Consider the following 26,787-nt stretch of genomic DNA (forward strand, 5'->3'; position numbering starts at 1 on the left):
CTTACTCTGCTAAGCTGATGCCGATGTTGGATACGCCAATGTCGCGCAACTCTTTGCGTAAGCCTTTAATGGCGTCGGGCCAGACGCCATTTTGTTGCTCAACAAACTCCAGCAGCTGTTCTTGAATGTCGCGTTCTTGCGCCATCAATTCGTGCTCGAAGATGAAGTCATCTAAAGCATCGTCGTTATCGATGTCCGGCTGTTCGCTGGCTTCGATAAAGGCCGCCACGGTGGAGGAGGACAACTTAGAGATGTTAACCAGATCGGTTTCAATCTTCTGCTGCAAGGCCGTGAAGATGGTGCTGAGTGAGGTCAGCAGATCGGTCGCCGGATACACCCCGTAGAACTCGTGTTGTTCCGGATCCGGTACCAGTTCGTCCATCTGATTGATCAAACGTTCGAGGTTGAGTTTGAACTTACGGTCGTACAGCGATTGCCACAACAGATCCAAGGCGATGGCGGGCTTATCGGCATCTTCTTGTTCGGTGATCTGCGCGAACAGCTGGTAGTTAGGGAGCATGCGTTCGGTTAACGCGGCTGCCAGTAAGGTTTTCTGCCAGGTATCTAGCGCTTTGATTCGGTTGAAGAATCCAGGTTTGGCACTCATGTTTGATTCCATCAGGCCGCTAAATACGCTTTAGCGGCGGTAGTGACTTGATTCAGTTGGTCTTGCAGTTCGAGCAGCTCCGGCTCCAGATCATTGATACTGGCACCTTTCTTGAGGCTGGTCTCTAACTCAGCACACAATTTTTGTAATGCTGGCACACCAGAATAGCAGGTGGCGCCGTGAAGCTTGTGGATCCCTTGTTGCAGGGCGGCATTGTCGCCCATCAAGATGGCCTGATCCAGCCCTCGCTGGGTTTCCGGCAGAGATTCAATCAGTAAGCCCAGCATCTCTTTGGCTAACGTGCTGTTGCCGCCCGCTTGGCTTAAGGCCAACGGCCAATCAATGCTGTCGTTGCTGGCATGATTGTTCGGTTTGGCCCAGCGGGTTAAGCGCTCCCGTAGGGCTTGTTCATCAATCGGCTTGGTCAGGTAGTCGTCCATGCCCACTGCTAAGATCTCTTCGCGCTCTTGCCCCAGCATGTGGGCGGTTACCGCAATAATAGGACAGTGACGGTTTTGCGAGTCGGCCCGCACCAGTTCGGTGGTGTGCAGGCCGTCCATGTCCGGCATTTGAATGTCCATAAAGATGGCGTCGTAAGGCGCTTGTTTACACAGCGCCAAGGCATCGCGGCCACCCCCGGCCAAGTCCACCTGTTCCACCATTTCGCCGAGCAAAGTGGCAATCAATTTGAGGTTCGCGGGGTTGTCGTCCACCGCCAATACCCGCAGCGGCAGTTTGTCGCGACTTGGCTGGCTGATACTGGGCGCTGGCAGCGCAGCAGGCGCTGCATGAGACAGCAACGGCTGGCTTAGGGGCTTGAGATTAAGCGCTTGGCTTAGGCTGCGCTGGCTCAGAGGCAGCGGCAAAACATTCAAGCGGGGGCTGTTATGGCACAGCTCGAGCTGCCAATGGCTGGCTTTGCCAAGCGTGACAATCAGCGGGTTGTCGATCTGCAGTTGCTCAATCAAGGTGGTGACTTGATTCGGATCCGTCAGCAGGGAAGCGCTGAGCAGGGCATGTTGATAGCCTTCGGGGTGGGGCTGGCATTGATTCAGATCGGAGTACAGATCAACCTCCATCTGCCAGCTTTGTAGCAGGCGCTCTAGGCTTTGGCGAGTGTTGCGGCGGGGCTCGACCACCAGCACCCGCTGTTTTGCGAGCTGGTCGATGCCGAGATCGTCGCTTAACTGGAACAGCCCCTTTTCGATGCTGAGGGTAAACCAGAACGTGGATCCTTGCTGGCGCTGGGAGCTGAAGCCGATCTGACCGTCCATCTGATTAACCAAACGCTTGGTGATCACCAAGCCTAAGCCGGTGCCGCCAAAGCGACGAGTAATGGAGCTATCTGCTTGGCCAAAGGCTTGGAACAGTTTTGCTTTTTGCTGTTCGGGAATGCCGATGCCGGTGTCGGAAACTTCGCCGCGCAGCAAGATGTTATCGCCGGGTTCATCCGCCAACTCTAAGCACACCTTCACGCTGCCTTGCTCGGTAAATTTGATGGCGTTGCCAATCAAGTTGGTCAGAATCTGCTGCACTCGCATCGCGTCGCCGTTCAGGCTGTCGGGAATGGCCGGATCGATGTCGACCACCAGTTCCAGTGCCTTATCGTTGGCGGCACCCACCAGCAGCTGAACGGTTTCATCGACGGTGTCGCGCAGGGCAAAGGGGATCTTATCCAGCACCATTTTGCCCGCTTCGAGCTTGGAAAAATCAAGGATGTCGTTGATGATCGACAGCAAGTTACCGGCGCTGCGCTCGATGGTTTGCATGTAATCGCGCTGGTTATCGTGCAGCGGGGTTTTCAGCAGTTGGCGGGCAAAGCCGATGACGCCGTTAAGAGGGGTTCGCAGTTCGTGGCTCATGTTGGCCAAAAATTCCGATTTGATTCGGCTGGCTTCCAAGGCGCGCTTCTTGGCGATGTCGAGTTCCACGTTTTGGATCTCGATCTGTTCTAGGGTTTCGCGCAGATCCAAGGTGGCTTGGTCGATGTTTTGCTGCATCTCGTTGTGGTATTCCGCCAACGACGCCGCCATCGCATTGATGCCACGTTTGAGATCGTCCAGCTCGCCGATCAGATCGCCATTAAGGCGTGTGTCTAACTTGCCTTCGCGAATTTTCGCCACCGCACTCACCATAGCGGTGATCGGTTGGGTGACGTTTTTGAGCAGGCGGAAGGTAAACAGCAGGTTCAGCTGCACCCCAATTAACACGATGATGAAGGCGGCCACGCCGGAGCGGTATTGGGTCAGCAGTGCTTGGTGCTTATTCAGTTGCACCGCCAGGTAACCTAGCGGCTCGGCATCGGTGAGCGCATTGCCATACAACGACACATTACTGAGGATCGGGGTACGCATCACCACGGTATCGCCAAAAGATTCGATGTCGATCCCTTGGGGCAATTGATGGCTGTCGGTCAGTTTGAGCAGCTCGAAATCGTGATTGTAGTTGCTGCTCACAAACGCCTGATGTTCGGCGTTGAACACGGTAATGGTTTGCACCAAACCGGCATTTTGTTGATGAAGAGTGTCGACCAAACGCTTGGTGTGTTCACGATTGTTGTATTGCAGTCCGTATTCGGCGGCAATGGCCAACGGCGCGATCAGGTTGGTGCCTTGGCGCAGCAAGGTATTTTCCAGCTCAGTAAAGCGATTACTGGTAAAATAAACCGCAAGCACGGTGCCAATCAAAATGGTTGGTGCCAGCGCTAATACCATTACCCAGGTACGCAGACTGTATTTGGTCGCGGTTTTCATCTGTGGGAAAATGCACTCTTCTAAAGTGGCCGTAATACGGCCATGAATCTTGGCACATTGTAATCAATTCGAGCACCTATGGCACAGTTCTTCTCTCCCAAATCCAATAAAAAGAAACCGTTAGCACCTGCGGTAACAATCCAAACCGACAGCCTTGATCATCAAGGACAGGCGGTGGCGCACCACCAAGGCAAGGTGATTTTCATCGACGGTTTGCTGCCGGGAGAGCAGGCCAAAGTGCAGCTGAAAAAAGACAAAAGCCGCTTTGCTACCGCCACCGTGGTAAAACGCTTAAGCAGTGCCGAGCAGCGAGTTAAGCCAAGTTGCCGCCATTTTGAGCACTGCGGTGGCTGCCAGTTGCAGTACGCCAGTGGCGAGGGCCAGCGCCAATTTAAGCAGCAAGCATTGGAAAAACTGATGCAGCACCACTTGGGGCTGGACACCTTGCCGATGGCCGCGGCGATCAGCAGCGATGCTTGGCATTACCGTCGCCGCGCACGATTAGGGGCTCAGTTTCATCAGGGGCAGCTGCAACTGGGCTTTCGCCAATCCTTAAGCAACAAGCTGGTGGCGATTGAACAATGTCCGGTGTTGGCGCAGCCACTGGAGCAACTTATTGCTCCGTTGGGGCGCTGTATTGGGCCGATGGGGCTGGCGAAACAGCTCGGCCACATCGATCTGCTGCTGGCCGACGAAGGCCCAGTGGTGTTGTTACGAGTGTTGCGTAGCCCCAACGACAAAGAGCGCCAGCGCTTGCGGCAGTTGGCCCAGCAACAGCCCTGTTTGCTGTTGCTGGATGATGGTCAGCAGATGGTCGATCTAGAGGGCAAACCGCCGGTGCCGCTGCATTACCAAACGGGCCCTGAGCTGCCCAGCGTGGCGTTTTTACCCGGCGACTTCTTCCAAGTGAATGATGCGGTTAATCAGCGAATGATCGCCCAGGCGTTGCAGTGGCTGGCGCCGCAAGTGGATGAAACCGGGTTGGATCTGTTCTGTGGGGGCGGTAATTTCAGCTTGCCGTTGGCAACCCTATCCAAGCGCGTGATCGGGGTGGAAGGGATCGACACCATGACCGCCCGTGCGACCGCCCGTGCCGCGCAGCTGGGGTTGGATAATGTCGAGTTTCACAGCGCCGATCTTAATGGCGACGTAAGTGACGCCAGCTGGGCCCAAGAAGCAGTGGATTGGGTGTTGCTGGATCCGGCGCGTGCTGGTGCCGGTGGCGCCTTGAAATGGCTACCGAAATTAGCCCCTAAGCGGCTGTTGTATGTCTCCTGTTCGCCGCTGACTTTAGCGCAAGATGCAAAAGTGCTCGCCCAGCAGGGATATTCGCTGAGCAGGCTTTCTCTGGTGGATATGTTCCCGCATACTGGCCATCTAGAATCGATGGCGCTGTTCGAGCGCCGCGCCAAGTAACGGCGGTTCTAGGGCGTGAAGGAGGAGGGTCGCCACCATGGTTTCAGTAAGACACATCCACTTCGGCGATGCCGAAAATAACCTGCAACATTGGTTGCAGCGTCTGGATTTAAGCCAAGAGCAACAACAACTGTTGGTTGATACTTACCGCGAGTGCGAAGCCTTGCTTGGCGACGATGAGGCCCTGTGGTCGAATCGGTTGTATCGCGCCCGCGAAATGGTTGAGATCTTGCTGCCACTGAACATGGACATGGAAACGCTGCGCGCCTCGGTGTTTTATGTCTTTGTGGATGCAGGGTTGCTTAGCCTTGAAACCTTGGAAGAACAGCAGGGCAGCTCCACTGCTGCGCTGGTGAAGGCGGTGCAGGTGATGGACGCCATTCGCACCTTACGCAGCCACGGCAACCCCAACGGCACTCAGGTGGACAACCTCCGCCGGATGCTGTTGGCGATGGTGGAAGACGTGCGAGCGGTGGTGATTAAGCTGGCCGAAGCGGTTGTGCTGCTGCGGGAAGTGAAGAACGCCGACGAAGAAACCCGAGTGGTGTTGGCGCGGGAAGTGCGCGACATTTACGCGCCACTGGCCAACCGCTTAGGGATCGGCCAACTCAAATGGGAGCTGGAAGATCTCGCCTTCCGCTACCTGCACCCAGACACCTACATGCAGATCGCCAAGTGGCTTGATGGCAAGCGCCTTGATCGCGAAAGTTACATGGACAACTTTGTCAGCACCTTGCAGCAAAGCCTTGATAACGACGGCATCAAAGCCGAGGTGTACGGCAGGCCAAAACACATCTACAGCATCTGGCGCAAGATGCAGAAGAAAAACCTCGCCTTTGACGAACTGTTTGACGTGCGGGCGGTGCGGATCATCGCCGAGCGCCTGCAAGATTGTTACGGCGCCTTAGGGGCGGTGCATACCCTGTGGCACCACCTGCCCCGTGAATTTGACGATTACGTTGCAACGCCCAAGCCCAACGGCTACCAATCCATCCACACCGTGGTGATGGGACCAGAAGGCAAAACCGTTGAGATCCAAATTCGGACCAAGCAGATGCACGAAGACGCCGAGCTTGGGGTTGCTGCCCACTGGAAGTACAAAGAAGGCAGCACCGGTCGCAGCTCGGGCTTTGAAAACAAGATCAACTGGCTGCGTAAAATTTTGGCGTGGCAAGAGGATGTGGTTGAGTCCGGCAACTTGGTGGAAGAGATCCGCTCTCAGGTGTTTGAGGATCGGGTGTACGTGTTCACGCCCAACGGCGATGTGATTGATTTGCCTGCTGGCAGTACCGTGCTCGATTTTGCTTATTACATCCACAGCCAAGTGGGACACCGCTGCATTGGCGCCAAAATCGATGGCCGCATCTCGCCGTTTACCACCGAGGTGGAAACCGGCCAACGGGTTGAGATCATTACCGCTAAGCAGCCCAACCCAAAACGCGATTGGTTGAATCCCAACTTGGGTTACATCAACACCAGCCGTGCGCGCGCCAAAATCCACACCTGGTTTAAAGCCCAAGACAAAGACAAAAACATTGTTGCGGGGCGCGAAATGTTGGAAGTCGAACTGAATAAAAACGGTTTGAATGCCAACGACGCCGAAAGCGCCATTGAACGCTTTAACATGCACAGTTACGACGATCTGCTGGCGGCCATTGGCGGCGGCGATGTGCGCTTAACTCAGGTGATCAACCACATTCAAAGCCGCACCGCCCGCGATAACTTCGACGAAGAGCAAGCGGTGGCGGATTTGGTGGCGAAGCAAGGCCCGGCGCGCTCCAGCAAAACCAAAGGCCACGTTGAAGTAAACGGGGTTGGTAACCTGCTTACCCACATCGCCAATTGCTGCCAGCCGTTGCCCGGCGATGCGATTGAAGGCTACATCACCCAAGGCAAAGGGGTGTCGGTACACCGCCAAGGCTGTGAGCAGCTGGCCAACTTGCTGATCCAGCACCCAGAGCGTGGGGTGGAAGTGATCTGGGGCGCCAGCGACAGCGGCGGTTACAAAGTGACCGTGCGGGTGTTGGCGAACGATCGCAGTGGCTTGTTGCGCGACATCACCACGGTGCTGGCCAACGAGAAAAGCAACGTGTTGGAGATGCGCTCCAGCAGCGATCCCAAGCAGCAAAGCGCCGCCGTTGAATTGCGCTTAGAGCTGTACAACATGGAATCCTTAAGCCGCATCTTGTCGCGCCTGGGGCAGCTTGGTGGGGTGATCGAGGCGCGGCGACTGTGAGCGCCACGGTGACCTTGCCGGATGAACCGCTGGCCCGGATGCTGGCGATCATGGCGCGGCTGCGCCACCCCAAACACGGCTGCCCGTGGGATCTGGCCCAGAACTTTGCTTCTATCGTGCCGCACACCCTGGAGGAAGCTTACGAAGTGGCCGATGCCATTGAGCGCGGTAACTACGATGAGTTAGCAGGCGAGCTGGGGGATCTGCTGTTTCAAGTGGTGTTTTACGCTCAGCTTGGCCAAGAGCAAGGCCAGTTTGATTTTATCGACGTGGTTGAGCGGCTGAACGCCAAGCTAGAGCAGCGCCACCCCCATGTGTTTGCTGGCCGCGACGTGGTGGCTGGACAATGGGAGCAACTGAAAGCGCAGGAGCGAGCGCAAAACGCGCAACACGGCGCCTTGGATAATGTGCCGTTGAACCTGCCCGCGTTAGTGCGCAGCGCCAAGCTGCAAAAGCGGGCCGCTCGAGTGGGCTTCGATTGGGATAACTTGGCGCCAGTGGCGGCTAAGGTTAGCGAAGAGTTAGCCGAGGTCATGGCCGAGGTCAACCAGCCCCAAGTGCAGCCGGCGTTGGTGCAAGAAGAAGTGGGCGATCTGTTGTTTGCGGTGGTCAATCTGGCTCGGCATTTAAACGTTGAACCGGAACAGGCGTTGCGTCAGGCTAACGCCAAATTCGAACGGCGCTTTCGCGCTGTCGAGCACCATTGCCAGCAAGATAATTTGTCGATGAACAACGCCGACATGGAACAATTAGAGCATTATTGGCAGCAAGTGAAGACGGCTGAAAAGTCGTAACTTGCTCTCATGTTTAAGCTTATCCATTCGCGGCGGTCAGTTATGTCGGCGTTGGTCATCAACGCCAGTTGAAATCACTGGCGTGTGGCATCACAAAATCCGCAATGCTCAATTGCCACTATGGCCGTTTTGTCGTAAAATGTCGTCCCGTCCTATTTGTTGTTGCCAGAGGCCCATTTCTTGGTGTTTCTGAGCAGTAAAAATCCCAATTTATTCAGGTTCAGCATGACAACTAACTATATCTTCGTTACGGGCGGGGTTGTCTCCTCGTTGGGTAAAGGCATTGCCGCTGCTTCAGTAGCTGCGCTGTTAGAGGCTCGCGGCCTCAATGTCACTATGATGAAGCTGGATCCGTACATTAACGTTGATCCGGGCACCATGAGCCCAACCCAACACGGTGAAGTATTCGTGACCGAAGACGGCGCGGAAACCGATCTCGATTTGGGCCACTACGAGCGCTTCATCCGCACCAAGATGAGCAAGCGCAACAACTTTACCACCGGTAAAATCTACTCTGATGTACTGCGCAAAGAGCGCCGTGGCGACTACTTAGGCGCCACCATTCAGGTGATCCCGCACATCACCAACGCCATCAAAGAGCGCGTGATTGCCGGTGCTGAAGGCCATGATGTCGCCATTGTTGAAGTGGGCGGTACCGTGGGTGACATCGAATCGCTGCCATTCTTGGAAGCCCTGCGTCAGCTGGCGGTTGAACTGGGTCGCGAACGCGCCATGTTCATGCACCTGACCTTGGTGCCTTACTTGGCCGCTGCCGGTGAAGTGAAAACCAAGCCAACTCAGCACAGCGTGAAAGAGCTGCTGTCTATCGGCATCCAGCCAGACGTACTGGTGTGCCGCAGCGATCGCACCATCCCAGCCAACGAGCGTAAGAAGATTGCCCTGTTCTGTAACGTACAGGAACGCGCCGTTGTGTCGATGAAAGACGTTGATTCCATCTACAAGATCCCAGCGCTGCTGAAGTCCCAAGGCGTTGACGACCTGTTCGTAAAACGTTTTGGCCTGAATGCCCCAGAAGCGGATCTGTCTGAGTGGGAAAACGTGATCTACCAAGAAGCGAACCCAACCATCGATGTCACCATCGGCATGGTGGGTAAGTACGTTGAGCTGCCAGACGCGTATAAATCCGTCAACGAGGCATTGAAACACGCCGGTTTGAAAAACCGCGTTCAGGTCAACATCAAGTACATCGATTCCCAAGATGTGGAAGCCAAAGGCCAAGAAGCGCTGGAAGGCATTGATGGCATCTTGGTGCCAGGTGGTTTCGGCGAACGTGGCGTTGAAGGCAAAATTGCCGCCGCGACTTTTGCCCGTGAAAACAACCTGCCGTACTTCGGGATCTGTTTAGGCATGCAAGTGGCGCTGATCGATTTTGCCCGTAACGTTGCCGGACTCGATGGAGCTCACTCTTCCGAGTTCGATTCACAATCGAAACATCAAGTTGTGGGTTTGATCACAGAATGGCTCGATAGTGAAGGTAACATCGAAGAACGTTCTGAAACATCCGATCTCGGTGGCACTATGCGCTTAGGTGCGCAGGTATGTCACTTAGTAGAAGGCTCTAAAGCGCGTGCCCTGTACGACAACGCCACTTGCGTTGAGCGTCACCGCCACCGCTATGAAGTGAACAACAATTATCGCGACACCCTAGAACAGGCAGGTTTGCTATTCTCTGGGTTGTCCGCAGACAAGAAGTTGGTTGAGATGATCGAGATCCCAGCCCACCCGTTCTTTGTAGCGGGTCAGTTCCACCCGGAATTCACTTCAACTCCGCGTGATGGTCACCCACTGTTTGAAGGCTTTGTGAAAGCCGCCGGTGAGTTTGCCAAAGCGCAGCTGAAGTAAACGAATTGTATCAAGCCGGGCCTCATATCAGGTCCGGCTTTTTTTTGGTTTTGAAATCGTAACTTTTAAGGACGCCAACATGGCAAATATCGTAAAAATCCTGGGTCGTGAAGTAATGGACTCCCGTGGTAACCCAACTGTGGAAGCCGAAGTTCATCTGGAAGGTGGTTTCATCGGTATGGCGTGTGCGCCATCTGGTGCCTCTACTGGTACTCGCGAAGCACTGGAACTGCGTGACGGCGACAAAGCGCGTTACATGGGCAAAGGCGTACTGAAAGCCGTTGCTAACGTAAACGACCTGATTGCACCGGCACTGCTGGGCAAAGACGCCACCGCACAACGCGAACTGGATCAGATCATGATCGATCTGGACGGCACCGAGAACAAAGACAAGCTGGGCGCAAACGCCATCTTGGCTGTGTCTCTGGCTGCAGCCAAAGCAGCAGCGGCTGCGAAAGGTCTGCCACTGTACGCTCACATCGCTGAGCTGAACGGCACCCCGGGTGTTTACTCTATGCCACTGCCGATGATGAACATCTTGAACGGCGGTGAGCACGCGGACAACAACGTTGATATCCAAGAGTTCATGGTACAGCCTGTTGGCGCGGCCAACTTCCGTGAAGGTCTGCGCATGGGCGCTGAGATCTTCCATAACCTGAAAGCGGTACTGAAGTCGAAAGGCCTGAACACTGCTGTGGGCGATGAAGGCGGTTTTGCTCCTAACTTGGCGTCTAACGCTGAAGCACTGGCGGTAATCAAAATTGCTGTAGAAAAAGCCGGTTACGAGCTGGGTAAAAACGTTACCTTGGCACTGGACTGTGCGGCTTCTGAGTTCTACAAAGATGGCAAGTACGTACTGGCTGGCGAAGACAAGAGCTTCGACTCTAACGGCTTCTCCGACTACTTGGCTGAGCTGGTAGCCCAGTTCCCAATCGTATCCATCGAAGATGGCCTGGACGAATCTGACTGGGACGGTTGGGCATACAAAACCTCCATCCTGGGCGACAAGATCCAACTGGTTGGTGACGATCTGTTCGTAACCAACACCAAGATCCTGAAGCGCGGCATCGACAACGGCATCGGTAACTCCATCCTGATCAAGTTCAACCAGATCGGTTCTTTGTCTGAAACGCTGGACGCCATCAAAATGGCCAAAGATGCTGGCTTCACTGCCGTTATCTCACACCGTTCTGGTGAAACCGAAGACGCCACCATCGCCGATCTGGCGGTAGGTACTGCGGCTGGCCAGATCAAGACCGGCTCTCTGTGTCGTTCTGATCGTGTTGCTAAGTACAACCAGTTGCTGCGCATTGAAGAAGCACTGGGTGACAAAGCCCCTTACCGTGGTTTGAGCGAAGTGAACGGCCAAGGCTAATCCCTCTGCTGCACTGACCATGAAAAAAGCCGCCTTCGGGCGGCTTTTTGCTTTTCTTTTGCAGGGGCTTAGGCCAAGATCGGCTTATTGATTTTTAGGGGCGGGCACAATGCGGATCTTACTGACTATCTTGCTGGCCTTGTTTGTGTCGCTGCAGTATCGACTGTGGCTTGGCAGCAATAACCTGCCCGATAACTGGCAGTTAAAACAGAAGATCGAGCAACAGTTGGCTGGCAACACCAAGTTGGAACAGCGCAACGAACTGCTGCAGCGTGAAATCGACGATCTGGGGCGCGGCTTAGAGGCGGTGGAAGAGCGCGCTCGCAACGAATTGGGGATGATCAAAGAGAACGAGCAGTTCTTTCGGGTGATCCGCCGAAGCCCAAGCCGCGACGGCAAACCCCAACCGCAGTAATTTACCCCTCGTTCCGATCGGAGAGCACTCATGTCGCTTCAACCTAACGCCACTATTTACGCGGTGGTTCCTGCCGCTGGCGTCGGCAAACGGATGGGCGTGGCCCAGCCCAAGCAATACTTGCCGCTCTTAGGCCGCGCGATTTTGTCGCACACCTTGGGGCTACTGCTGAGCCACCCTCGCATCAACAAAGTGGTGGTGGCGCTCGGGGCTGAGGATGAATACTTTGCCGATCTGGCCGAAGCGCAGCACCCGAATTTGATCCAAGTGGTGGGCGGCGCCGAGCGGGCGGATTCGGTTCGCTTGGCGTTAGCGCCACTGCCTGAATCGGCGTGGGCGCTGGTGCATGACGCGGCGCGGCCCTGTTTAACCCACGGCGACATCGATCAACTGTTGGCCCAGTGCACAGAACAAGGCGCGATTCTGGCCACGCCGGTGCGCGATACCATGAAACGCGCCACCGCCAATGGCGCTATCGATCATACGGTTGAACGCACCGCCTTGTGGCATGCGTTGACGCCGCAGCTGTTCCCTGCCGACGCACTGTTGTCGGCATTGAACAAAGAACAACACAACAGCGGCATCACTGACGAAGCCTCGGCGATGGAGCTGCAAGGCTGGCAGCCGACGCTGGTCAGTGGCCGACCTGATAATATTAAAGTGACTCACTCAGACGATCTGCGTTTGGCAGAGCTGTTTTTGGCACAAAGGAGCGCAACATGATCCGCATTGGCCATGGATTTGATGTCCATAAGTTTGGTGGCCCAGGCCCGGTGATCATCGGCGGTATCGCCATTGATTACGAACAGGGACTGGTGGCGCATTCCGATGGCGACGTCGCCTTGCATGCCATCAGCGATGCGCTGTTAGGCGCGATGGCGTTGGGCGATATCGGTCACCATTTCCCCGATACGGATCCGGCTTTTAAAGGCGCCGACAGCCGCGTGTTGTTGCGCCACTGCTTCAAGCAAGTGCAAGCCCGTGGTTACGCCTTGGGTAACCTTGATGTCACCATCATTGCCCAAGCGCCGAAAATGGCGGCGCACATTGAGGCGATGCGCCATACCCTAGCGGCGGATCTGGATGCTTCGCTGGAGCAAATTAACGTTAAAGCCACCACCACGGAAAAGTTGGGCTTTACCGGACGCAAAGAGGGTATCGCCACAGAAGCGGTGGTACTGCTCACACAGGTACAAGAGAAATAATGACTGATTACACGCTGCCTCAGTGGCACTACCTGTACGGTAAGCCCAGCGCCAAGGGCCAAATTCGCGCCGAAGCCAGCCACTTTCAAGTGGACGAAATCTTGCCGTTTGCCCCCGACGGTGAAGGCGAAAATCACATGGTTCATGTGGAAAAAACCGGGTTAACCACCCATCAAGTGGCCGACATGCTGGCCAAGTTTGCTGGCGTACCAAGCCGTGATGTCTCTTGGGCAGGGTTGAAAGATAAGCACGGCATTACCCGCCAGTGGCTGAGCATCCGCATTCCCGGCAAGTTAGAACCGAAATGGGAAGCGCTGAACAGCGAACAGCTGACCATCTTGGCTTCGGGCCGTAACTTAAAAAAACTGCGTACCGGCGCGTTGCTGGGTAACCGCTTTAAAATTGCCATCAGCAGCATCGACAATATCGATGCCGTGTTGCCGCGACTGGCGCAGCTGCAAGCTGGGGTGCCGAACTACTACGGCGAACAGCGTTTTGGTCACGGTGGTCGCAACGTATACCGAGCAGCAGAGATGTTTGCTGGCAAGCGGGTTAAAGATCGCAACAAGCGCAGCATCTACCTGTCGGCCGCCCGCAGTTTCTTGTTCAATCATGTGCTCTCGGCTCGTCTGCAGCAGCACGGCAGCGCAGTGATGGCCGGTGATGCAATGATGCTGGCGGGATCCAACAGCTTCTTTGTCGCGCCGCAGTGGGACGCTGAATTGCAGGACCGCTTAGCACGGCAAGACATTAACCTGTCGGCGCCCTTGTGGGGCGACGGTGGTGGCGGCGCGGAAGGCGATGCCGCGGAGTTTGAAGCGGGCATTGTGGCACCGTGGCCAGAGCTGTGCTCAGGCTTAGCTAACGCCCGCATGAACCCCGAACGACGCCGTGCCTTATTGATCCCGGAACAGTTGAAATATCAACAGCAAGGGGATCTGTTATGGTTAGAATTTATTCTGCCGTCCGGTGCCTTTGCGACCAGCGTGCTACGCGAACTGGTTGAGTACAGCGATGCTCAGGCGTTGCCTCAAGATCAAGCGCAAGGAAATCCATGAAGATATTGGTCAGTAATGACGACGGCGTGCATGCGCCGGGGATCAAAGCCCTAAGTGACGCCTTGGCGACCATTGCCGAGGTGGTTACGGTGGCGCCGGATCGCAACTGCTCTGGGGCATCCAATTCGTTAACCTTGACCAGCCCTTTGCGGGTGCAACAGCTTGATAGCGGTTACTACCAAGTCAACGGAACCCCCACCGACTGCGTGTTGCTGGGCATTCGTGAATTGATGGATGGCGAACCTGAATTGGTGGTGTCGGGGATCAACGCCGGCGCGAACTTAGGGGACGACACCCTCTATTCCGGTACCGTGGCGGCGGCGATGGAAGGGCGCCACCTTGGCTTGCCTACCATAGCGGTGTCGCTGTGTGGCCGCGAGCTTAAGCACTACGACAGCGCTGCGGCGGTTGTGTGTCAGGTGGTGGCAGGGCTGCACAACCACCCGTTGCCGACCAACCAAATCCTCAACATCAATGTGCCGGATCTGCCGTTGGCGCAGATCAAAGGCATTAAGGTGACTCGTTTGGGCGCTCGCCATGCCGCGGAAGGGATGGTGCCCACGCGAGATCCCGCTGGACGACGGATCTATTGGATTGGGCCTCCGGGCGAGCAGCAAGATGCCGGTGACGGCACCGATTTCCACGCGATTGATAATGGCTATGTGTCGATCACGCCGCTGAAAGTCGACTTAACCGCGCACGATCAATTGCAGTCACTGGCGCAGTGGGTGGCGCAGTTATGAGCATCAACATTCACGGGTACAGCAGCCGCTTAGTGCAGCAGCTGCAGCAGCAAGGGATCCGCAATCCCCAAGTGCTGGAAGTGATGGCCACCATTCCGCGGCAACAGTTTGTGGATGGCGGCTTAGCCCCGCGTGCGTGGGAAAACACCGCACTGCCGATCGGCGCTGGGCAGACCATCTCTCAGCCTTACATCGTGGCGCGGATGACGGAACTGTTGCTGCATAACCTGCCTGCGGGGCCAGTGTTAGAGCTTGGCACTGGCAGCGGTTACCAAGCGGCGGTGTTGGCCAGCTTGGTGCCGCAGCTGTGTACCATTGAGCGGATCAAAAGTTTGCAGATTGTGGCACGGCGCCGCTTGAAGCAACTGGATCTGCATAACATCGCCTTTAAGTACGGCGATGGTTGGCAGGGGTGGCCAACTAAGGCGCCGTTTGCTGGGATCATCGTAACGGCGGCGGCGGCAGAAGTGCCGGTGGCGCTGTTGCAGCAGCTGCAAGAGGGAGGCCGGCTGATCATTCCGGTGGGCGAGCAACAACAGGTGCTGCGGATCATTGAACGCCAAGGCGAGCAGTTTGTTAGCCAAGATGTGGAAGCGGTGCGCTTTGTGCCCTTAGTGCCTGGGGCGACGCAGTAATTGTGATGGAGTGGATCCCGCGTTTGTTGTTGGTGGCAGCCCTGTGCAGCTTAATAGGCTGCACCGCGTCACGTCCTGCGCCGGTGGCGACCTTAGACACCACGCCGGTAAAGCGTTTGCCTAAGGGCAGCTTAACCAGCAGCAGTTACGTGGTGAAAAAGGGCGATACCCTTTATTCCATCGCCTTTGCCGCCGGTCAAGATTACCGCGGCTTAGCAAGCCGCAATGGCTTGCCGCGGGATTTCACTATATATCCAGGGCAACGGTTAAAGCTTAAAGCCAGTCCAAAAAAATCTAACGTCAGTCACCGCAGTAAAACGGTGGCCAAAACCATACCTAAAACAAGTGTAAAGCCAACCCCGAAACCCACGCCAAAGCCGCAGCCCAAGGCCACTTCGGCGACCGCAAAGTCTGCCCATAAACCAGCACAAACCACTAAGCCAAAGCCGAAACCCACGCAAAAACCGAAGGTTGATCAGCCCAAGCCGCAGCGATATGCTGGTGCATCTTCACAAACTGCTAACAAAGTGGCGTCGACATCAACGACGGTGAAGAAACCACCGGTATTACCAAGCAAAGTGGCGAAATGGCAGTGGCCAGTGCGAGGCAAAGTGATTCGCAGCTTCTCAAACGCCGAGCAAGGGAATAAAGGATTGGATATTGTCGCCGCAGAGGGAACTCCGGTTACAAGCTCCGCCGCCGGTCGGGTGGTATACGCAGGCAATGCTCTGCGTGGTTATGGCCAGTTGGTGATCATCAAACACAGCGATGATTACCTCAGTGCTTACGCCCATAACCGCCGTATTTTGGTGAAAGAAAAACAACAGGTCAGAGCCGGACAGAAGATCGCCGAAGTGGGTCACAGCGATGCCGATCGCAACATGCTGCACTTCGAGATCCGTTACCAAGGCAAGTCAGTCGACCCTAAGCGTTACTTGCCCCGCCGATAGGGGATATCAGGGAGGATCGCCGTAATTCAACCGTAAGGTATGGGATTAACTGGAGACCGACCGATGCAAACTAACCAAAAAGCGTTCGAGAGCAATGCGGCCTTGGATCTGCGCAGTAAAGAGACCAACAACGACCGTCACATCAACGCTGAAGTGGATCAGCAGGTGCAGGATGATCTGCAAAAAAACCTGGATGCCACTCAGCTCTACCTCAGTGAAATTGGCTTTTCGCCCCTGCTGACTGCCGAAGAAGAAGTGTATTACGCCCGTCGGGCGCAACGAGACTGCCCAAAATCACGCAATCGGATGATCGAATCGAACCTGCGTTTGGTGGTTAAGATCGCGCGTCGCTATAACAACCGTGGCTTGGCGCTGCTGGATCTGATTGAAGAGGGCAACTTAGGCCTTATTCGAGCAGTGGAGAAGTTTGATCCGGAGCGGGGCTTTCGTTTTTCAACTTACGCCACCTGGTGGATCCGCCAAACCATCGAGCGGGCGATCATGAACCAAACCCGCACGATTCGCCTGCCCATTCACGTAGTGAAAGAGCTGAATGTGTACCTGCGTACTTCGCGGGAGCTGGCACAAAGCCTTGATCACGAACCCACCGCCGATGAGATCGCCGCCAAGTTGGATCGGCCGGTTGAGGACGTATCGCGGATGTTGAAGCTCAATGAAAAGATCACCTCGGTTGATATCCCCATTGGTGGCGACTCGGATAAAGCTTTGCTGGATGTGATTGCCGATGAGGATCGAGTTTGCCCCGATGTGCAGGCGCAAGCGGACGACATTAAAGACTCGATTGTGCGCTGGTTGAACGATCTGAACTCGAAACAACGGGAAGTACTGGCGCGTCGGTTTGGGTTGTTGGGGTACGAGCCTTCGACCTTAGAGGACGTAGGTCGTGAAATTGGCTTAACCCGAGAGCGAGTGCGGCAGATTCAGGTGGAAGCGTTACGGCGCTTGCGGGATCAGATCAGCGGCCAAGGGTTGAGCGTGGAATCGCTGTTTAAAGAGTAACGTCAGTCACCAATAAAAGCGCCGCCTCAGCAGAGGCGGCGTTTTTTTAGGCTGTGTACCAATTAGCTGTTGAACTTATTGTGCATGACCAGCTGCGGCATAAAGATCATTGCCGGAACCGCCCGGCGGCGGGCAAGGGACGAGTCCCTTTGCAATCCCTAGCGCCTCCGAGGTGACGACGGCCCCTCGTTCTCGCAGCATTGCGTTGCAGCAACGGCCAGATGCGCCATCCATGGCTTAACTGGCCTCTGCGGCATCCTGCCTTCGGCTTTACTTCATCACTGCTGCACTCGGCGTCACTAAGTCGGCAGAAAGTTATCACCGCCAGATGATTACTTAGCCGTGACAGATACGCCGCACCGGCTTTACTGCCGCATCACAGCGTTGAGCGGTGCTAAGGCAATGGGATCCCAAAGGGAGAATCCCTTTGGGTGCCGTCGCCACTGCGACATAACCACATGAAAGCAGTGCCATCGAAGCTCGCCGCAGGCGACAATAGCTACCGCGCAGCAACGCCAACAGTTAACTAATACACAGCCTTTTTTTATGGTGATTACAGCTGCGCTTTAAGCTGATAGAGCAGATCCAGCGCTTGCCGTGGCGTCAGTGCATCGGGATCGATGCTGGCGAGCTGCTCCACCGCAGGGTGGGGCTCTGGCAGCAACGGCAACTGGCCTGCGGGCAGCGAGGCGTGGCCTTGGTCGCTGCGCTCTTGGGCTTCGAGTTGTGCGAGTCGTTGTCGCGCACTGCGTACCACCTCGGGCGGCACCCCAGCCAGTGCCGCCACTTGCAAACCGTAACTGCGACTGGCTGGCCCTTCTTGTACCGCATGCATAAAGGCGATGCTGTCGCCGTGTTCAACGGCGTCTAAGTGCACGTTATGCACCCCATCCAGCAGCTCTGGCAATTGGGTTAGCTCAAAGTAGTGGGTGGCAAAGAGGGTCAGTGCTTGCAGCTTATTGGCCAGCTGCTCTGCCGCCGCCCACGCCAGCGATAAGCCATCGTAGGTGGAGGTGCCACGGCCAATCTCATCCATCAGCACCAGCGAATTGGCGGTGGCGTTGTTGAGGATATTGGCGGTTTCGGTCATCTCAACCATGAAGGTGGAACGGCCAGAAGCCAGATCGTCACTGGCACCGATGCGGGTAAAGATCCGATCAATCGGCCCCATGACCGCCTGTTCAGCGGGCACAAACGAGCCGACATGGGCCATCAAACTGATCAGCGCGGTTTGGCGCATGTAGGTGGATTTACCGCCCATGTTCGGGCCCGTCACAATCAGCATGCGCCGCTGGGGAGCCAGTTGCACCGGGTTGGCGATAAAGGGTTCTTTCAATACCTGCTCAACCACCGGGTGACGCCCGCCATCAATGTGGATCCCCGATTCGGCCACCAGTTGAGGGCGACAGTAGTTAAGGGTTTCGGCGCGTTCCGCCAAGTTTTGCAGTACATCTAAGCTGGCACAGGCTTCGGCGCACTCTTGCAGCGCGGGTAACTCTGGCAGCAGCAGGTCGAACAACTGTTCGTACAGCCGTTTCTCTAACGTGAGCGCCGCACTTTGGCTGTTCAGCACCTTGTCTTCGTGGGCCTTCAGCTCGGCAATGATAAAACGTTCGGCGTTCTTCAAGGTTTGGCGACGAATGTAATCCGTTGGCACCAAAGCCGATTGGGCTCGGCTGACTTCAATAAAGTAGCCGTGTACGCGGTTGTAACCCACTTTCAAGGTGGCGATGCCGGTGCGGTCTTTCTCCCGTTGTTCCAGCTCTGCCAAGTAATCGGTGGCGCCTTGAGACAGCGCCCGCAGCTCATCCAGTTCGGCGTTATAGCCTGGCGCTAAGACGCCGCCATCGCGAATGATCACCGGAGGGTTGTCGATGATGGCGCGCTGCAGCAGATCGAGTTGCTGCGGAAATTCGCTGATGCGCTGAGCCAGTGCGTCAGCGTTGGGGCTGCCCAGTTCGGCCAGCAGTTGATGCAGTGCAGGCAGCTGCGCTAAGGCCGCCCGTAAACGGCTTAAGTCTCGCGGACGGGCGCTTCGCAATGCCAAGCGAGCCAACACCCGTTCCAGATCGCCAATCGGTTTGAGCTGCTCGCCCAATTCCACAAATAAGCCACTGTCTTTGATCGCCGCCACCATCGCCAAACGGGCGTTGAGCGGCTCAGGCTGACGCAGTGGCTGGTGCAGCCAGCGCCCCAGTTGGCGCGAGCCCATCGGCGTGGCGCAATCATCCAGCACCGACGCCAGCGTGTTATCGAGACCACCGGCCAGATTCTGGGTCAGCTCTAGGTTGCGGCGAGTGGCGGCATCCAACACGATGTGATGGCCATCTTGCTGCTTAATGATATTGCGAATGTGGGGCAGGGCGGTGCGCTGGGTATCTTTAACGTATTGCATCAAACAGCCGGCCGCGCAGATGGCGCGTTCGGCTTGTTCGATGCCAAAACCGGCCAGATCACGGGTACCAAACTGGTGATTCAATAGCTGCCGAGCGGTGCCCACTTCAAATTCCCATTCCGGGCGGCGGCGCAGCCCCTTTTGGTTATCCAGTAAGTGCATTGGTGCAAACTGCTCGGGGTAGAGCAATTCAACGGGATTGGTGCGCTGCAATTCGGCGGCGATGGCTTCTTCGTTGGCGAGTTCGTTGACCACAAAGCGGCCAGAGGCGATGTCCATGGTGGCGTAGCCGAATTGGCCGCGCAGCTCAAAAATGGCGGCCAGCAAGTTTTCTTGGCGCTCTTGCAGCAGGGCCTCGTCGGTAATGGTGCCCGGGGTGATGATCCGCACCACCTTGCGTTCAACCGGCCCTTTACTGGTGGCGGGATCGCCAATCTGTTCACAGATCGCGGCGGATTCGCCCCGCTGCACCAACTTCGCTAAATAGCCTTCAACACTGTGGTAAGGCACCCCGGCCATCGGAATAGGCTCGCCTTGGCTGCTGCCTCGAGCCGTTAATGAGATATCGAGCAGTTGCGACGCGCGTTTGGCGTCATCGAAAAACAGCTCGTAAAAATCGCCCATGCGATAGAACAAAAGCACGTCAGGGTGCTCCGCTTTGATCGCCAAATATTGGCGCATCATCGGCGTATGTTGTTCGGCGGCAGGCTTGGTTTTGGCCACAGGAGAACCCTCAGAAACTGGAATTTAATGCAAGGGCGCTATGATACCGGAAACTTCGATAGCTGCCATCGACGCTGAAATTTTACCTACAGGGTTGATACTGTACGGCCATACAGTATACTGGCCGCAACTTACTTATCCGGCATCGCCGCATTCGCCTACATTCGGAGCATGAAAATGGACGACAACAAAAAACGCGCGCTCAGTGCTGCACTCGGTCAAATTGAGAAGCAGTTTGGTAAAGGGTCCATCATGCGATTGGGCGATGCCACCGCGATGGACATTGAATCCGTATCAACCGGTTCATTGGGGCTGGACATTGCCCTTGGCATAGGCGGCTTGCCGTACGGCCGTGTTATCGAAATTTACGGCCCTGAGTCCTCGGGTAAAACCACCATGACCCTGCAGGTGATTGCCGAAGCGCAGAAGCAAGGCAAAACCTGTGCCTTTGTTGATGCCGAGCACGCACTGGATCCGGTCTACGCCGAGAAACTGGGCGTAAACGTTGATGAGCTGCTGGTCTCTCAGCCAGACACCGGTGAACAAGCGCTGGAGATCTGCGACATGCTGGTTCGTTCTGGTGCGGTTGACGTTCTGGTGGTCGATTCTGTGGCGGCCTTGACGCCAAAAGCAGAAATCGAAGGCGAAATGGGCGACTCCCACGTTGGTTTGCAGGCACGTCTGATGTCGCAAGCCCTGCGTAAGCTAACCGGTAACCTGAAGCGCTCTAACACCATGTGCATCTTCATTAACCAAATCCGGATGAAGATTGGCGTGATGTTTGGTAGCCCAGAAACCACCACCGGTGGTAACGCGCTGAAATTCTACTCTTCCGTTCGTTTGGACATTCGCCGCATCGGTGCCATCAAAGACGGTGACGAAGTAGTGGGCAACGAAACCCGCGTGAAAGTGGTTAAAAACAAAGTCGCGCCACCATTCAAGCAGGCTGAATTCCAGATCCTTTACGGCGCTGGTACCTCGAAGCACGGCGAGCTGATCGACTGGGGCGTGAAGCAGAAGTTGGTTGAAAAGTCTGGCGCTTGGTACAGCTACAAAGGCGAGAAGATCGGCCAAGGTAAAGCCAACTCAATCCGTTTCTTGAAAGAGAACCCAGCCATTTCGGATGAAATTGAAGCGCTGCTGCGTGAACAGCTGCTGGTCAAGGCGGCGCCAACCGAAGACGCTGAACAAGACGCCGCTGAACTGTCTTAAGATCAGTCTTTTGCGTCATCAGCAACAACAGCCAAGCCAAGATCCCTTGGCTTGTGCGGTGGGACTGTTGTCCCGCCGTGATCATAGCCGCGGTGAGCTGCATCGAAAGATGCGCGACCGCGGTTTTTCGTCGGAGCAAATCGCCGCCGCCATCGCCCGTGCCGATGACTTTGGCTACATCGACGACGAACGTTTTGCGCTGAGCTTTGTGCGCTACCGCAGCCAACGCGGCTTGGGGCCACAACGGTTGCGCGCCGACTTGCGTGAACGCCAAGTGGATAACGACCTAATTGCCGCTGCCTTGGCGCAAGAGGAGATCGATTTTTTCCAATTGTGCTTAGAAACTCGGCACCGAAAGTTTGGTGAGGCACTGCCTCAGGACTTCAAATTGAAAGCCAAACAACAGCGATATTTGGCCTATCGAGGCTTCTCGATGGATATGATCCGTTACGCCCTCTCCCCAAGCGAATAAAATCCGCTCAATTCTTTGCTCTTTTTCCGCTTAGACCCCCGCAAAGGCTGGTTTGCACCGGACGGTTGCGGATATACTTATTCGTTTAAATAAGCCGCTAAAAACTGCCGTGTAGACGCCCCCAACGTTCTGGTTATTGGGTGTCCGGCACTGTCTGACAATTCAGGATGACCGCATGCACATGACCACCGCCGAGATCCGCGAAGCGTTTCTTGAATATTTCCGTTCTCAAGGCCACGAACGCGTGGCGTCCAGTTCACTGGTTCCGCATAACGATCCAACCCTGTTGTTTACCAACGCAGGCATGAACCAGTTTAAGGATTGCTTCCTGGGTGCTGAGCAACGCAGCTACACCCGAGCGACCAGCGCCCAGCGTTGTGTTCGTGCCGGTGGTAAGCACAACGATCTGGAAAACGTGGGCTTTACCGCGCGTCACCACACCTTCTTCGAGATGCTGGGTAACTTCAGTTTTGGCGATTACTTTAAGCGTGAAGCGATCAAGTACGCGTGGGGCTTCCTGACCGAAGAGCTGCAGCTGCCAAAAGAAAAACTGTGCGTGACCGTGTACGAAACCGATGACGAAGCGTTCAAGATTTGGCACGAAGAGATCGGCGTGCCAGCGGAAGACATCATCCGCATCGGCGACAACAAAGGGGCGGCATTTGCTTCAGACAACTTCTGGCAGATGGGCGATACCGGCCCATGTGGCCCCTGTACTGAGATCTTCTACGATCACGGTGAGCAGCACTGGGGCGGCCGCCCTGGCACGCCGGAAGAAGACGGCGATCGCTTTATTGAGATCTGGAACATCGTCTTCATGCAGTTTAACCGTCAAGCCGACGGCACCATGGAGCCGCTACCGAAACCAGCCGTTGATACCGGCATGGGCATCGAGCGCGTTGCAGCCATTAAGCAAGGCGGCCACTCCAACTACGACATCGACATCTTCCAGACCCTGATCAAAGACGCCGCTGCCGTTGTTGGCACCGACGACTTAGACAACAAGTCACTGCGCGTGATTGCCGATCACATCCGCTCCTGTGCGTTTTTGATTGTGGATGGGGTGATGCCATCCAACGAAGGCCGAGGTTATGTGCTGCGCCGCATCATCCGCCGTGCGGTACGCCACGGTAACAAGCTGGGCGCCACTGACACCTTCTTCTACAAACTGGTTAGCAAGCTGGTTGAGGTGATGGGCAGCGCGGGCGAAGAACTGAAAGCGCAGCAGCCCGTGGTCGAAAAGGTGCTGCGTATCGAAGAGGAAAACTTCGCGCGCACCCTGGAGCGCGGTCTGCAGATCTTAAGTGAAGCGCTGGAGAACGTTGACGGCAAAGTGCTGGATGGCGCGACTGTATTTAAGTTGTACGACACCTACGGTTTCCCGGCGGATCTGACCAACGACGTGGCCCGTGAACGTGGCTTCGAAATTGACGAAGACGGATTTAAAGCCGAGATGGAAGCCCAGCGTCAACGCGCGCGTGAAGCCGGCAATTTCAACACCGATTACTCTAAAACCTTGGTGATCGACAGCGAAACCGCTTTTGTCGGTTACCAAGCCACCAGCGCCGCGGCCATCGTGCAGGGGATCTACGTTGATGGCGAAGCAGTAAGCCAATTGGCCGACGCCACCGAAGCGTTGCTGGTGCTGGATCAAACCCCATTTTACGCTGAGTCTGGCGGTCAAACCGGCGACAGCGGCCTGATCCGCACCGACGCCGGTCAGTTTGCGGTAAGCGACACCCAGAAGGTTGGCAATGCGATCACCCACAAAGGCAAGCTGATTGCCGGCGCCATCGCTCAAGGCGATGCGGTAACGGCCGAAGTGGATGCCGAGCGTCGTGACGCCATCCGCCTTAATCACTCAGCTACCCACCTGCTGCACAGTGCCCTGCGTAACATCCTTGGCGAGCACGTGGCGCAAAAAGGCTCGTTGGTGATGGCCGACCGTCTGCGTTTTGATTTCTCGCACCTTGAAGGCATGACTGCGGCTGAGCTGACCGCAGTTGAGGATCAAGTGAACGAACAGATCCGCGCAAACCACAGCATCAACACCGAACTGCTGGACATCGAAGCGGCCAAGCAAAAAGGCGCCATGGCGCTGTTTGGCGAAAAATACGATGACCAAGTGCGCGTATTGAGCATGGGCGATTACTCCATCGAACTGTGTGGCGGCATCCACGCCAACCGCACCGGCGACATTGGCTTTATTAAGCTGGTTTCGGAAGGCGGCATCGCCGCTGGCGTACGCCGGATTGAAGCGGTAACCGGTGCCGGCGCCATGGCCCACAGCCATGCACAGCAGCAACTGTTGAATGACACGGCGGCGCTGGTAAAAGGCGACGTTGGTTCGGTCACCAGCAAGGTAAAAGGCCTGCTGGATCGTAACCGTCAGCTGGAAAAAGAGCTGGAACAACTTAAGCAAAAGCTGGCTTCTGCCGCCTCTGCTAATTTGATCGACCAAACCATTGAGCTTGCTGGGGTGAAAGTTCTGATCAGCCAACTGGAAAATGCCGACAGCAAAGCGCTGCGTGGCATGGTTGATGATCTGAAGAACCAGATGGGCAGCGGCATTGTGCTGCTGGGCAACGTTGCCGATGGCAAAGTTGGTTTGATCGCTGGGGTAACCAAGGATCTTACCGGTAAAGTTAAAGCCGGTGAGTTGGTGAACATCGTTGCAACTGCCGTTGGCGGAAAAGGCGGCGGTCGTCCAGACATGGCCATGGCTGGTGGTAGCGATGTTGCGGCGTTGCCTGCAGCACTGCAAAACGCCCAAGCCTGGTTGTCAGACAAGCTGTAATTGGAGCCTGCGTGGCACTATATGTTCAAAAGTTCGGTGGCACTTCGGTTGGCTCGTTAGAGCGAATCGAAGCGGTCGCCGATCGCATTGCGCGCGGCGCTCGCGGCGGTGATCAGATTGTGGTGGTGTTGTCGGCGATGGCTGGCGAGACCAATCGCTTGTTGCAGTTGGCGCATCAAGTCTCGGCGGATCCCGATCCGCGCGAACTGGATATGCTCATGAGCACCGGCGAGCAGATCTCGATCTCGTTGATGGCAATGGCACTGCAAAAACGTGGTTTGAAAGCTCAGGCCTTACTGGGGGATCAGGCGCAGGTGTTAACCGACGCCCGCCACGGTAAAGCGCGGATCAAAGAGGTGGCAACGGATAAGCTTAACGGCTTGCTGGCGCAGCAAGTGATCCCCATTGTGGCGGGCTTTCAAGGCCGCACTAATGAGGGCGAACTGACCACCTTAGGGCGTGGCGGCAGCGACACCACCGCGGTGGCGATTGCGGCGGCGTTAAAAGCCGACGAATGCCAGATCTACACCGATGTCGATGGGGTTTATACCACCGATCCTCGGGTTGAACCGAAAGCGCGTAAGATGGACGCCATCACCTTTGAAGAGATGATGGAACTGTCCAGCTTAGGGGCGAAGGTTTTGCAGATCCGTTCCGTCGAGTACGCTGGCCGCTACAATGTACCTTTAAGGGTCTTGTCGAGCTTTGCGCCGGGGGAGGGCACATTGATCATGTACGATCAGGTTAATGGCAATGCGCCACTGGTGTCCGGCATCGCCTTTAACCGCGATGAAGCCAGCCTAACCTTGGTTGGGGTGCCCGATGAAGCAAGCGTAGCTGCACAAATATTGACGCCGATCAGTGACGCTGGCATTGAGGTCGATATGATTGTGCACACCACTACGGTAGCGGGTAAAGCGGACTTCACCTTTACCGTGCATCGCAATGATTTCTCTCAGGCAAAGTCGTTACTGGCACCAGTAGCCCAACGCCTTGGGGCGCAACACGTTAAGTCCGACAACAGCCTGTGTAAGGTGTCGGTCGTTGGCGTGGGCATGAAGAACCATTCTGGGGTGGCTAGCCGCATGTTCCAAACCTTGGGACAGGAGGGGATCAACGTGCAACTGATCTCCACCTCAGAAATTAAGATATCTGTCGCGATTGCTGAAAAGTACTTAGAGTTAGCTGTACGCAGTTTACACAGTGCATTCAATTTGGCCGCAGATGAGTAAATCCAACTAGGATGGCTATAGATTTAATCTGGTCTAACTTTATAATACTGTTAAAAGATTCTACCGCCGCTGCGGGATGAGTTAGATAGAGAGGAGCAAACGAATGCTGATTTTGACTCGCCGTGTGGGCGAAACGTTGATGATTGGTGACGAAGTTACCGTCACAGTGCTAGGTGTAAAAGGGAATCAAGTCCGAATCGGTGTGAACGCCCCTAAAGAAGTTTCAGTTCACCGTGAAGAGATCTACATGCGGATCCAAGCGGAAAAAGATGGCGGCAACGGACCAAGCGGCAACTTTTGATTTAAATAACCGGTGCAATCGCACCGGTTTTTTTATTTTAGGTTGAGCAACCATGGTTTTATTTGGGTTATTGCCATGGAACGCGAAAATCGGCATCTCGGATGCGGGTGCATGGTATGGCTATTTTTATGAATTATTACTAGAACGGTTGCGCTTGCCGCTGCTGTTTTGGGCAGGTTGATTGCACATTCAGCAGGTTGTTTAAAAAGCGCGCAAGCGACCATTTTAAGCCATAAAAAGGGTTTGACTTATTTTCGTCAAAACGTACTATACGTCCCGCAACGGAGAGATGGCCGAGTGGCTGAAGGCGCGCCCCTGCTAAGGGCGTATATCGTAAGGTATCGAGGGTTCGAATCCCTCTCTCTCCGCCATATTAAGAGAAGCCGCGCCGAGCGCGGCTTCTTCTTTTTAACTAGGTGTGAGCCAAAGTTGTTTTCGATGCGCCGGAAGGTGCTAAAATTCAGCGCTTGCAACTAACCTCCGAGTTACCGAGGCTAAACCGTACAATCTGCGCGCTCATAGCTCAGCTGGATAGAGTACCTGGCTACGAACCAGGCGGTCGGAGGTTCGAATCCTCCTGAGCGC

The 26,787-nt window shown here is 55.6% G+C and carries 21 protein-coding genes and 2 tRNA genes; 20 read left to right on the forward strand and 3 right to left on the reverse strand.

From position 1 onward, the window contains the following. Position 1: 1 nt before the first annotated feature. Together Q0796_RS10370 and barA are read right to left on the reverse strand one after the other, a co-directional pair. A complete protein-coding gene (locus Q0796_RS10370) occupies positions 2–607 on the reverse strand; it encodes a YjaG family protein (RefSeq protein ID WP_298442661.1) in 606 nt (201 codons plus the stop codon). 11 nt (positions 608–618) lie between these two features. After that, positions 619–3,360 (reverse strand): two-component sensor histidine kinase BarA, encoded by a 2,742-nt coding sequence (gene barA, locus Q0796_RS10375; protein WP_298442662.1) that lies wholly within the window; start codon positions 3,358–3,360, stop codon positions 619–621. 78 nt (positions 3,361–3,438) lie between these two features. Here barA and rlmD point away from each other — a divergent pair, with 78 nt between their 5' ends. The 13 genes from rlmD to rpoS all read left to right on the forward strand — a co-directional run bounded on the left by rlmD (position 3,439) and on the right by rpoS (position 17,070). Further along, positions 3,439–4,776, forward strand: coding sequence for a 23S rRNA (uracil(1939)-C(5))-methyltransferase RlmD (rlmD, locus tag Q0796_RS10380; RefSeq protein WP_298442664.1), 1,338 nt, complete (start codon positions 3,439–3,441; stop codon positions 4,774–4,776). Between the two features lie 37 nt (positions 4,777–4,813). Next, the gene (gene relA, locus Q0796_RS10385; RefSeq protein ID WP_298442665.1) at positions 4,814–7,012 is read left to right on the forward strand and encodes a GTP diphosphokinase; all 2,199 of its coding nucleotides are present in this window, start codon (positions 4,814–4,816) and stop codon (positions 7,010–7,012) included. A 38-nt stretch (positions 7,013–7,050) separates the two neighbouring features. Continuing rightward, positions 7,051–7,806, forward strand: coding sequence for a nucleoside triphosphate pyrophosphohydrolase (gene mazG / locus Q0796_RS10390; protein ID WP_298442706.1), 756 nt, complete (start codon positions 7,051–7,053; stop codon positions 7,804–7,806). Positions 7,807–8,031: 225 nt separating this feature from the next. After that, positions 8,032–9,669, forward strand: coding sequence for a CTP synthase (locus Q0796_RS10395; RefSeq protein WP_298442666.1), 1,638 nt, complete (start codon positions 8,032–8,034; stop codon positions 9,667–9,669). A gap of 79 nt (positions 9,670–9,748) precedes the next feature. Beyond that, on the forward strand, positions 9,749–11,044 hold the full coding sequence (eno, locus tag Q0796_RS10400) for a phosphopyruvate hydratase (RefSeq protein ID WP_298442668.1): 1,296 nt from the start codon (positions 9,749–9,751) through the stop codon (positions 11,042–11,044). A 109-nt stretch (positions 11,045–11,153) separates the two neighbouring features. Next, positions 11,154–11,459 carry a cell division protein FtsB gene (gene ftsB / locus Q0796_RS10405; protein ID WP_298442670.1) on the forward strand — a complete coding sequence of 102 codons (306 nt, stop codon included), beginning with the start codon at positions 11,154–11,156 and terminating at the stop codon, positions 11,457–11,459. Positions 11,460–11,489: 30 nt separating this feature from the next. Next, a complete protein-coding gene (gene ispD / locus Q0796_RS10410; RefSeq protein WP_298442673.1) occupies positions 11,490–12,182 on the forward strand; it encodes a 2-C-methyl-D-erythritol 4-phosphate cytidylyltransferase in 693 nt (230 codons plus the stop codon). Beyond that, entirely contained in the window at positions 12,179–12,664 is a 486-nt protein-coding gene (gene ispF, locus Q0796_RS10415; protein ID WP_298442676.1) for a 2-C-methyl-D-erythritol 2,4-cyclodiphosphate synthase, read from the forward strand. Before ispD ends, ispF begins: the two co-directional genes overlap by 4 nt. Continuing rightward, entirely contained in the window at positions 12,664–13,722 is a 1,059-nt protein-coding gene (locus tag Q0796_RS10420; RefSeq protein WP_298442678.1) for a tRNA pseudouridine(13) synthase TruD, read from the forward strand. Before ispF ends, Q0796_RS10420 begins: the two co-directional genes overlap by 1 nt. Then, entirely contained in the window at positions 13,719–14,465 is a 747-nt protein-coding gene (gene surE, locus Q0796_RS10425) for a 5'/3'-nucleotidase SurE (protein ID WP_298442680.1), read from the forward strand. The genes Q0796_RS10420 and surE overlap by 4 nt, the downstream gene beginning before the upstream one ends. Continuing rightward, positions 14,462–15,100, forward strand: a complete 639-nt coding sequence (locus Q0796_RS10430) for a protein-L-isoaspartate(D-aspartate) O-methyltransferase (RefSeq protein WP_298442683.1) — start codon at positions 14,462–14,464, stop codon at positions 15,098–15,100. The genes surE and Q0796_RS10430 overlap by 4 nt, the downstream gene beginning before the upstream one ends. A gap of 5 nt (positions 15,101–15,105) precedes the next feature. Further along, positions 15,106–16,050 (forward strand): peptidoglycan DD-metalloendopeptidase family protein, encoded by a 945-nt coding sequence (locus tag Q0796_RS10435; protein WP_298442686.1) that lies wholly within the window; start codon positions 15,106–15,108, stop codon positions 16,048–16,050. A gap of 63 nt (positions 16,051–16,113) precedes the next feature. Further along, a complete protein-coding gene (gene rpoS, locus Q0796_RS10440; protein WP_298442688.1) occupies positions 16,114–17,070 on the forward strand; it encodes an RNA polymerase sigma factor RpoS in 957 nt (318 codons plus the stop codon). Between the two features lie 553 nt (positions 17,071–17,623). Here rpoS and mutS read toward each other — a convergent pair. Then, positions 17,624–20,149: a DNA mismatch repair protein MutS gene (mutS, locus tag Q0796_RS10445; protein ID WP_298442708.1), complete on the reverse strand. Its 2,526-nt coding sequence runs from the start codon at positions 20,147–20,149 to the stop codon at positions 17,624–17,626. Positions 20,150–20,365: 216 nt separating this feature from the next. On the opposite strand from mutS, the gene recA reads away from it, so the two are divergent. The 7 genes from recA (at position 20,366) to Q0796_RS10480 (ending at position 26,787) form a co-directional block, all read left to right on the forward strand. Further along, positions 20,366–21,400 (forward strand): recombinase RecA, encoded by a 1,035-nt coding sequence (gene recA / locus Q0796_RS10450; RefSeq protein WP_298442691.1) that lies wholly within the window; start codon positions 20,366–20,368, stop codon positions 21,398–21,400. Between the two features lie 10 nt (positions 21,401–21,410). After that, positions 21,411–21,872, forward strand: a complete 462-nt coding sequence (locus tag Q0796_RS10455) for a regulatory protein RecX (protein WP_298442692.1) — start codon at positions 21,411–21,413, stop codon at positions 21,870–21,872. 175 nt (positions 21,873–22,047) lie between these two features. Next, positions 22,048–24,669 (forward strand): alanine--tRNA ligase, encoded by a 2,622-nt coding sequence (gene alaS / locus Q0796_RS10460; protein WP_298442695.1) that lies wholly within the window; start codon positions 22,048–22,050, stop codon positions 24,667–24,669. Positions 24,670–24,680: 11 nt separating this feature from the next. Then, a complete protein-coding gene (locus Q0796_RS10465; RefSeq protein WP_298442698.1) occupies positions 24,681–25,901 on the forward strand; it encodes an aspartate kinase in 1,221 nt (406 codons plus the stop codon). A 103-nt stretch (positions 25,902–26,004) separates the two neighbouring features. After that, positions 26,005–26,202, forward strand: a complete 198-nt coding sequence (csrA, locus tag Q0796_RS10470; protein ID WP_028117052.1) for a carbon storage regulator CsrA — start codon at positions 26,005–26,007, stop codon at positions 26,200–26,202. A gap of 283 nt (positions 26,203–26,485) precedes the next feature. Then, positions 26,486–26,573, forward strand: a tRNA-Ser gene (locus Q0796_RS10475). A gap of 141 nt (positions 26,574–26,714) precedes the next feature. After that, positions 26,715–26,787: transfer RNA gene (locus tag Q0796_RS10480), tRNA-Arg, on the forward strand.

It is taken from the genome of uncultured Ferrimonas sp. (assembly GCF_947489035.1).
Taxonomy (GTDB): Bacteria; Pseudomonadota; Gammaproteobacteria; order Enterobacterales; family Shewanellaceae; genus Ferrimonas.

Coding starts and splice junctions, on each gene's coding strand:
- Q0796_RS10370 (WP_298442661.1), bottom strand. CDS start 607: ATGAGTGCCAAACCTGGATTCTTCAACCGAATCAAAGCGCTAGATACC.
- barA (WP_298442662.1), bottom strand. CDS start 3,360: ATGAAAACCGCGACCAAATACAGTCTGCGTACCTGGGTAATGGTATTA.
- rlmD (WP_298442664.1), top strand. CDS start 3,439: ATGGCACAGTTCTTCTCTCCCAAATCCAATAAAAAGAAACCGTTAGCA.
- relA (WP_298442665.1), top strand. CDS start 4,814: ATGGTTTCAGTAAGACACATCCACTTCGGCGATGCCGAAAATAACCTG.
- mazG (WP_298442706.1), top strand. CDS start 7,051: ATGCTGGCGATCATGGCGCGGCTGCGCCACCCCAAACACGGCTGCCCG.
- Q0796_RS10395 (WP_298442666.1), top strand. CDS start 8,032: ATGACAACTAACTATATCTTCGTTACGGGCGGGGTTGTCTCCTCGTTG.
- eno (WP_298442668.1), top strand. CDS start 9,749: ATGGCAAATATCGTAAAAATCCTGGGTCGTGAAGTAATGGACTCCCGT.
- ftsB (WP_298442670.1), top strand. CDS start 11,154: ATGCGGATCTTACTGACTATCTTGCTGGCCTTGTTTGTGTCGCTGCAG.
- ispD (WP_298442673.1), top strand. CDS start 11,490: ATGTCGCTTCAACCTAACGCCACTATTTACGCGGTGGTTCCTGCCGCT.
- ispF (WP_298442676.1), top strand. CDS start 12,179: ATGATCCGCATTGGCCATGGATTTGATGTCCATAAGTTTGGTGGCCCA.
- Q0796_RS10420 (WP_298442678.1), top strand. CDS start 12,664: ATGACTGATTACACGCTGCCTCAGTGGCACTACCTGTACGGTAAGCCC.
- surE (WP_298442680.1), top strand. CDS start 13,719: ATGAAGATATTGGTCAGTAATGACGACGGCGTGCATGCGCCGGGGATC.
- Q0796_RS10430 (WP_298442683.1), top strand. CDS start 14,462: ATGAGCATCAACATTCACGGGTACAGCAGCCGCTTAGTGCAGCAGCTG.
- Q0796_RS10435 (WP_298442686.1), top strand. CDS start 15,106: ATGGAGTGGATCCCGCGTTTGTTGTTGGTGGCAGCCCTGTGCAGCTTA.
- rpoS (WP_298442688.1), top strand. CDS start 16,114: ATGCAAACTAACCAAAAAGCGTTCGAGAGCAATGCGGCCTTGGATCTG.
- mutS (WP_298442708.1), bottom strand. CDS start 20,149: ATGATGCGCCAATATTTGGCGATCAAAGCGGAGCACCCTGACGTGCTT.
- recA (WP_298442691.1), top strand. CDS start 20,366: ATGGACGACAACAAAAAACGCGCGCTCAGTGCTGCACTCGGTCAAATT.
- alaS (WP_298442695.1), top strand. CDS start 22,048: ATGCACATGACCACCGCCGAGATCCGCGAAGCGTTTCTTGAATATTTC.
- csrA (WP_028117052.1), top strand. CDS start 26,005: ATGCTGATTTTGACTCGCCGTGTGGGCGAAACGTTGATGATTGGTGAC.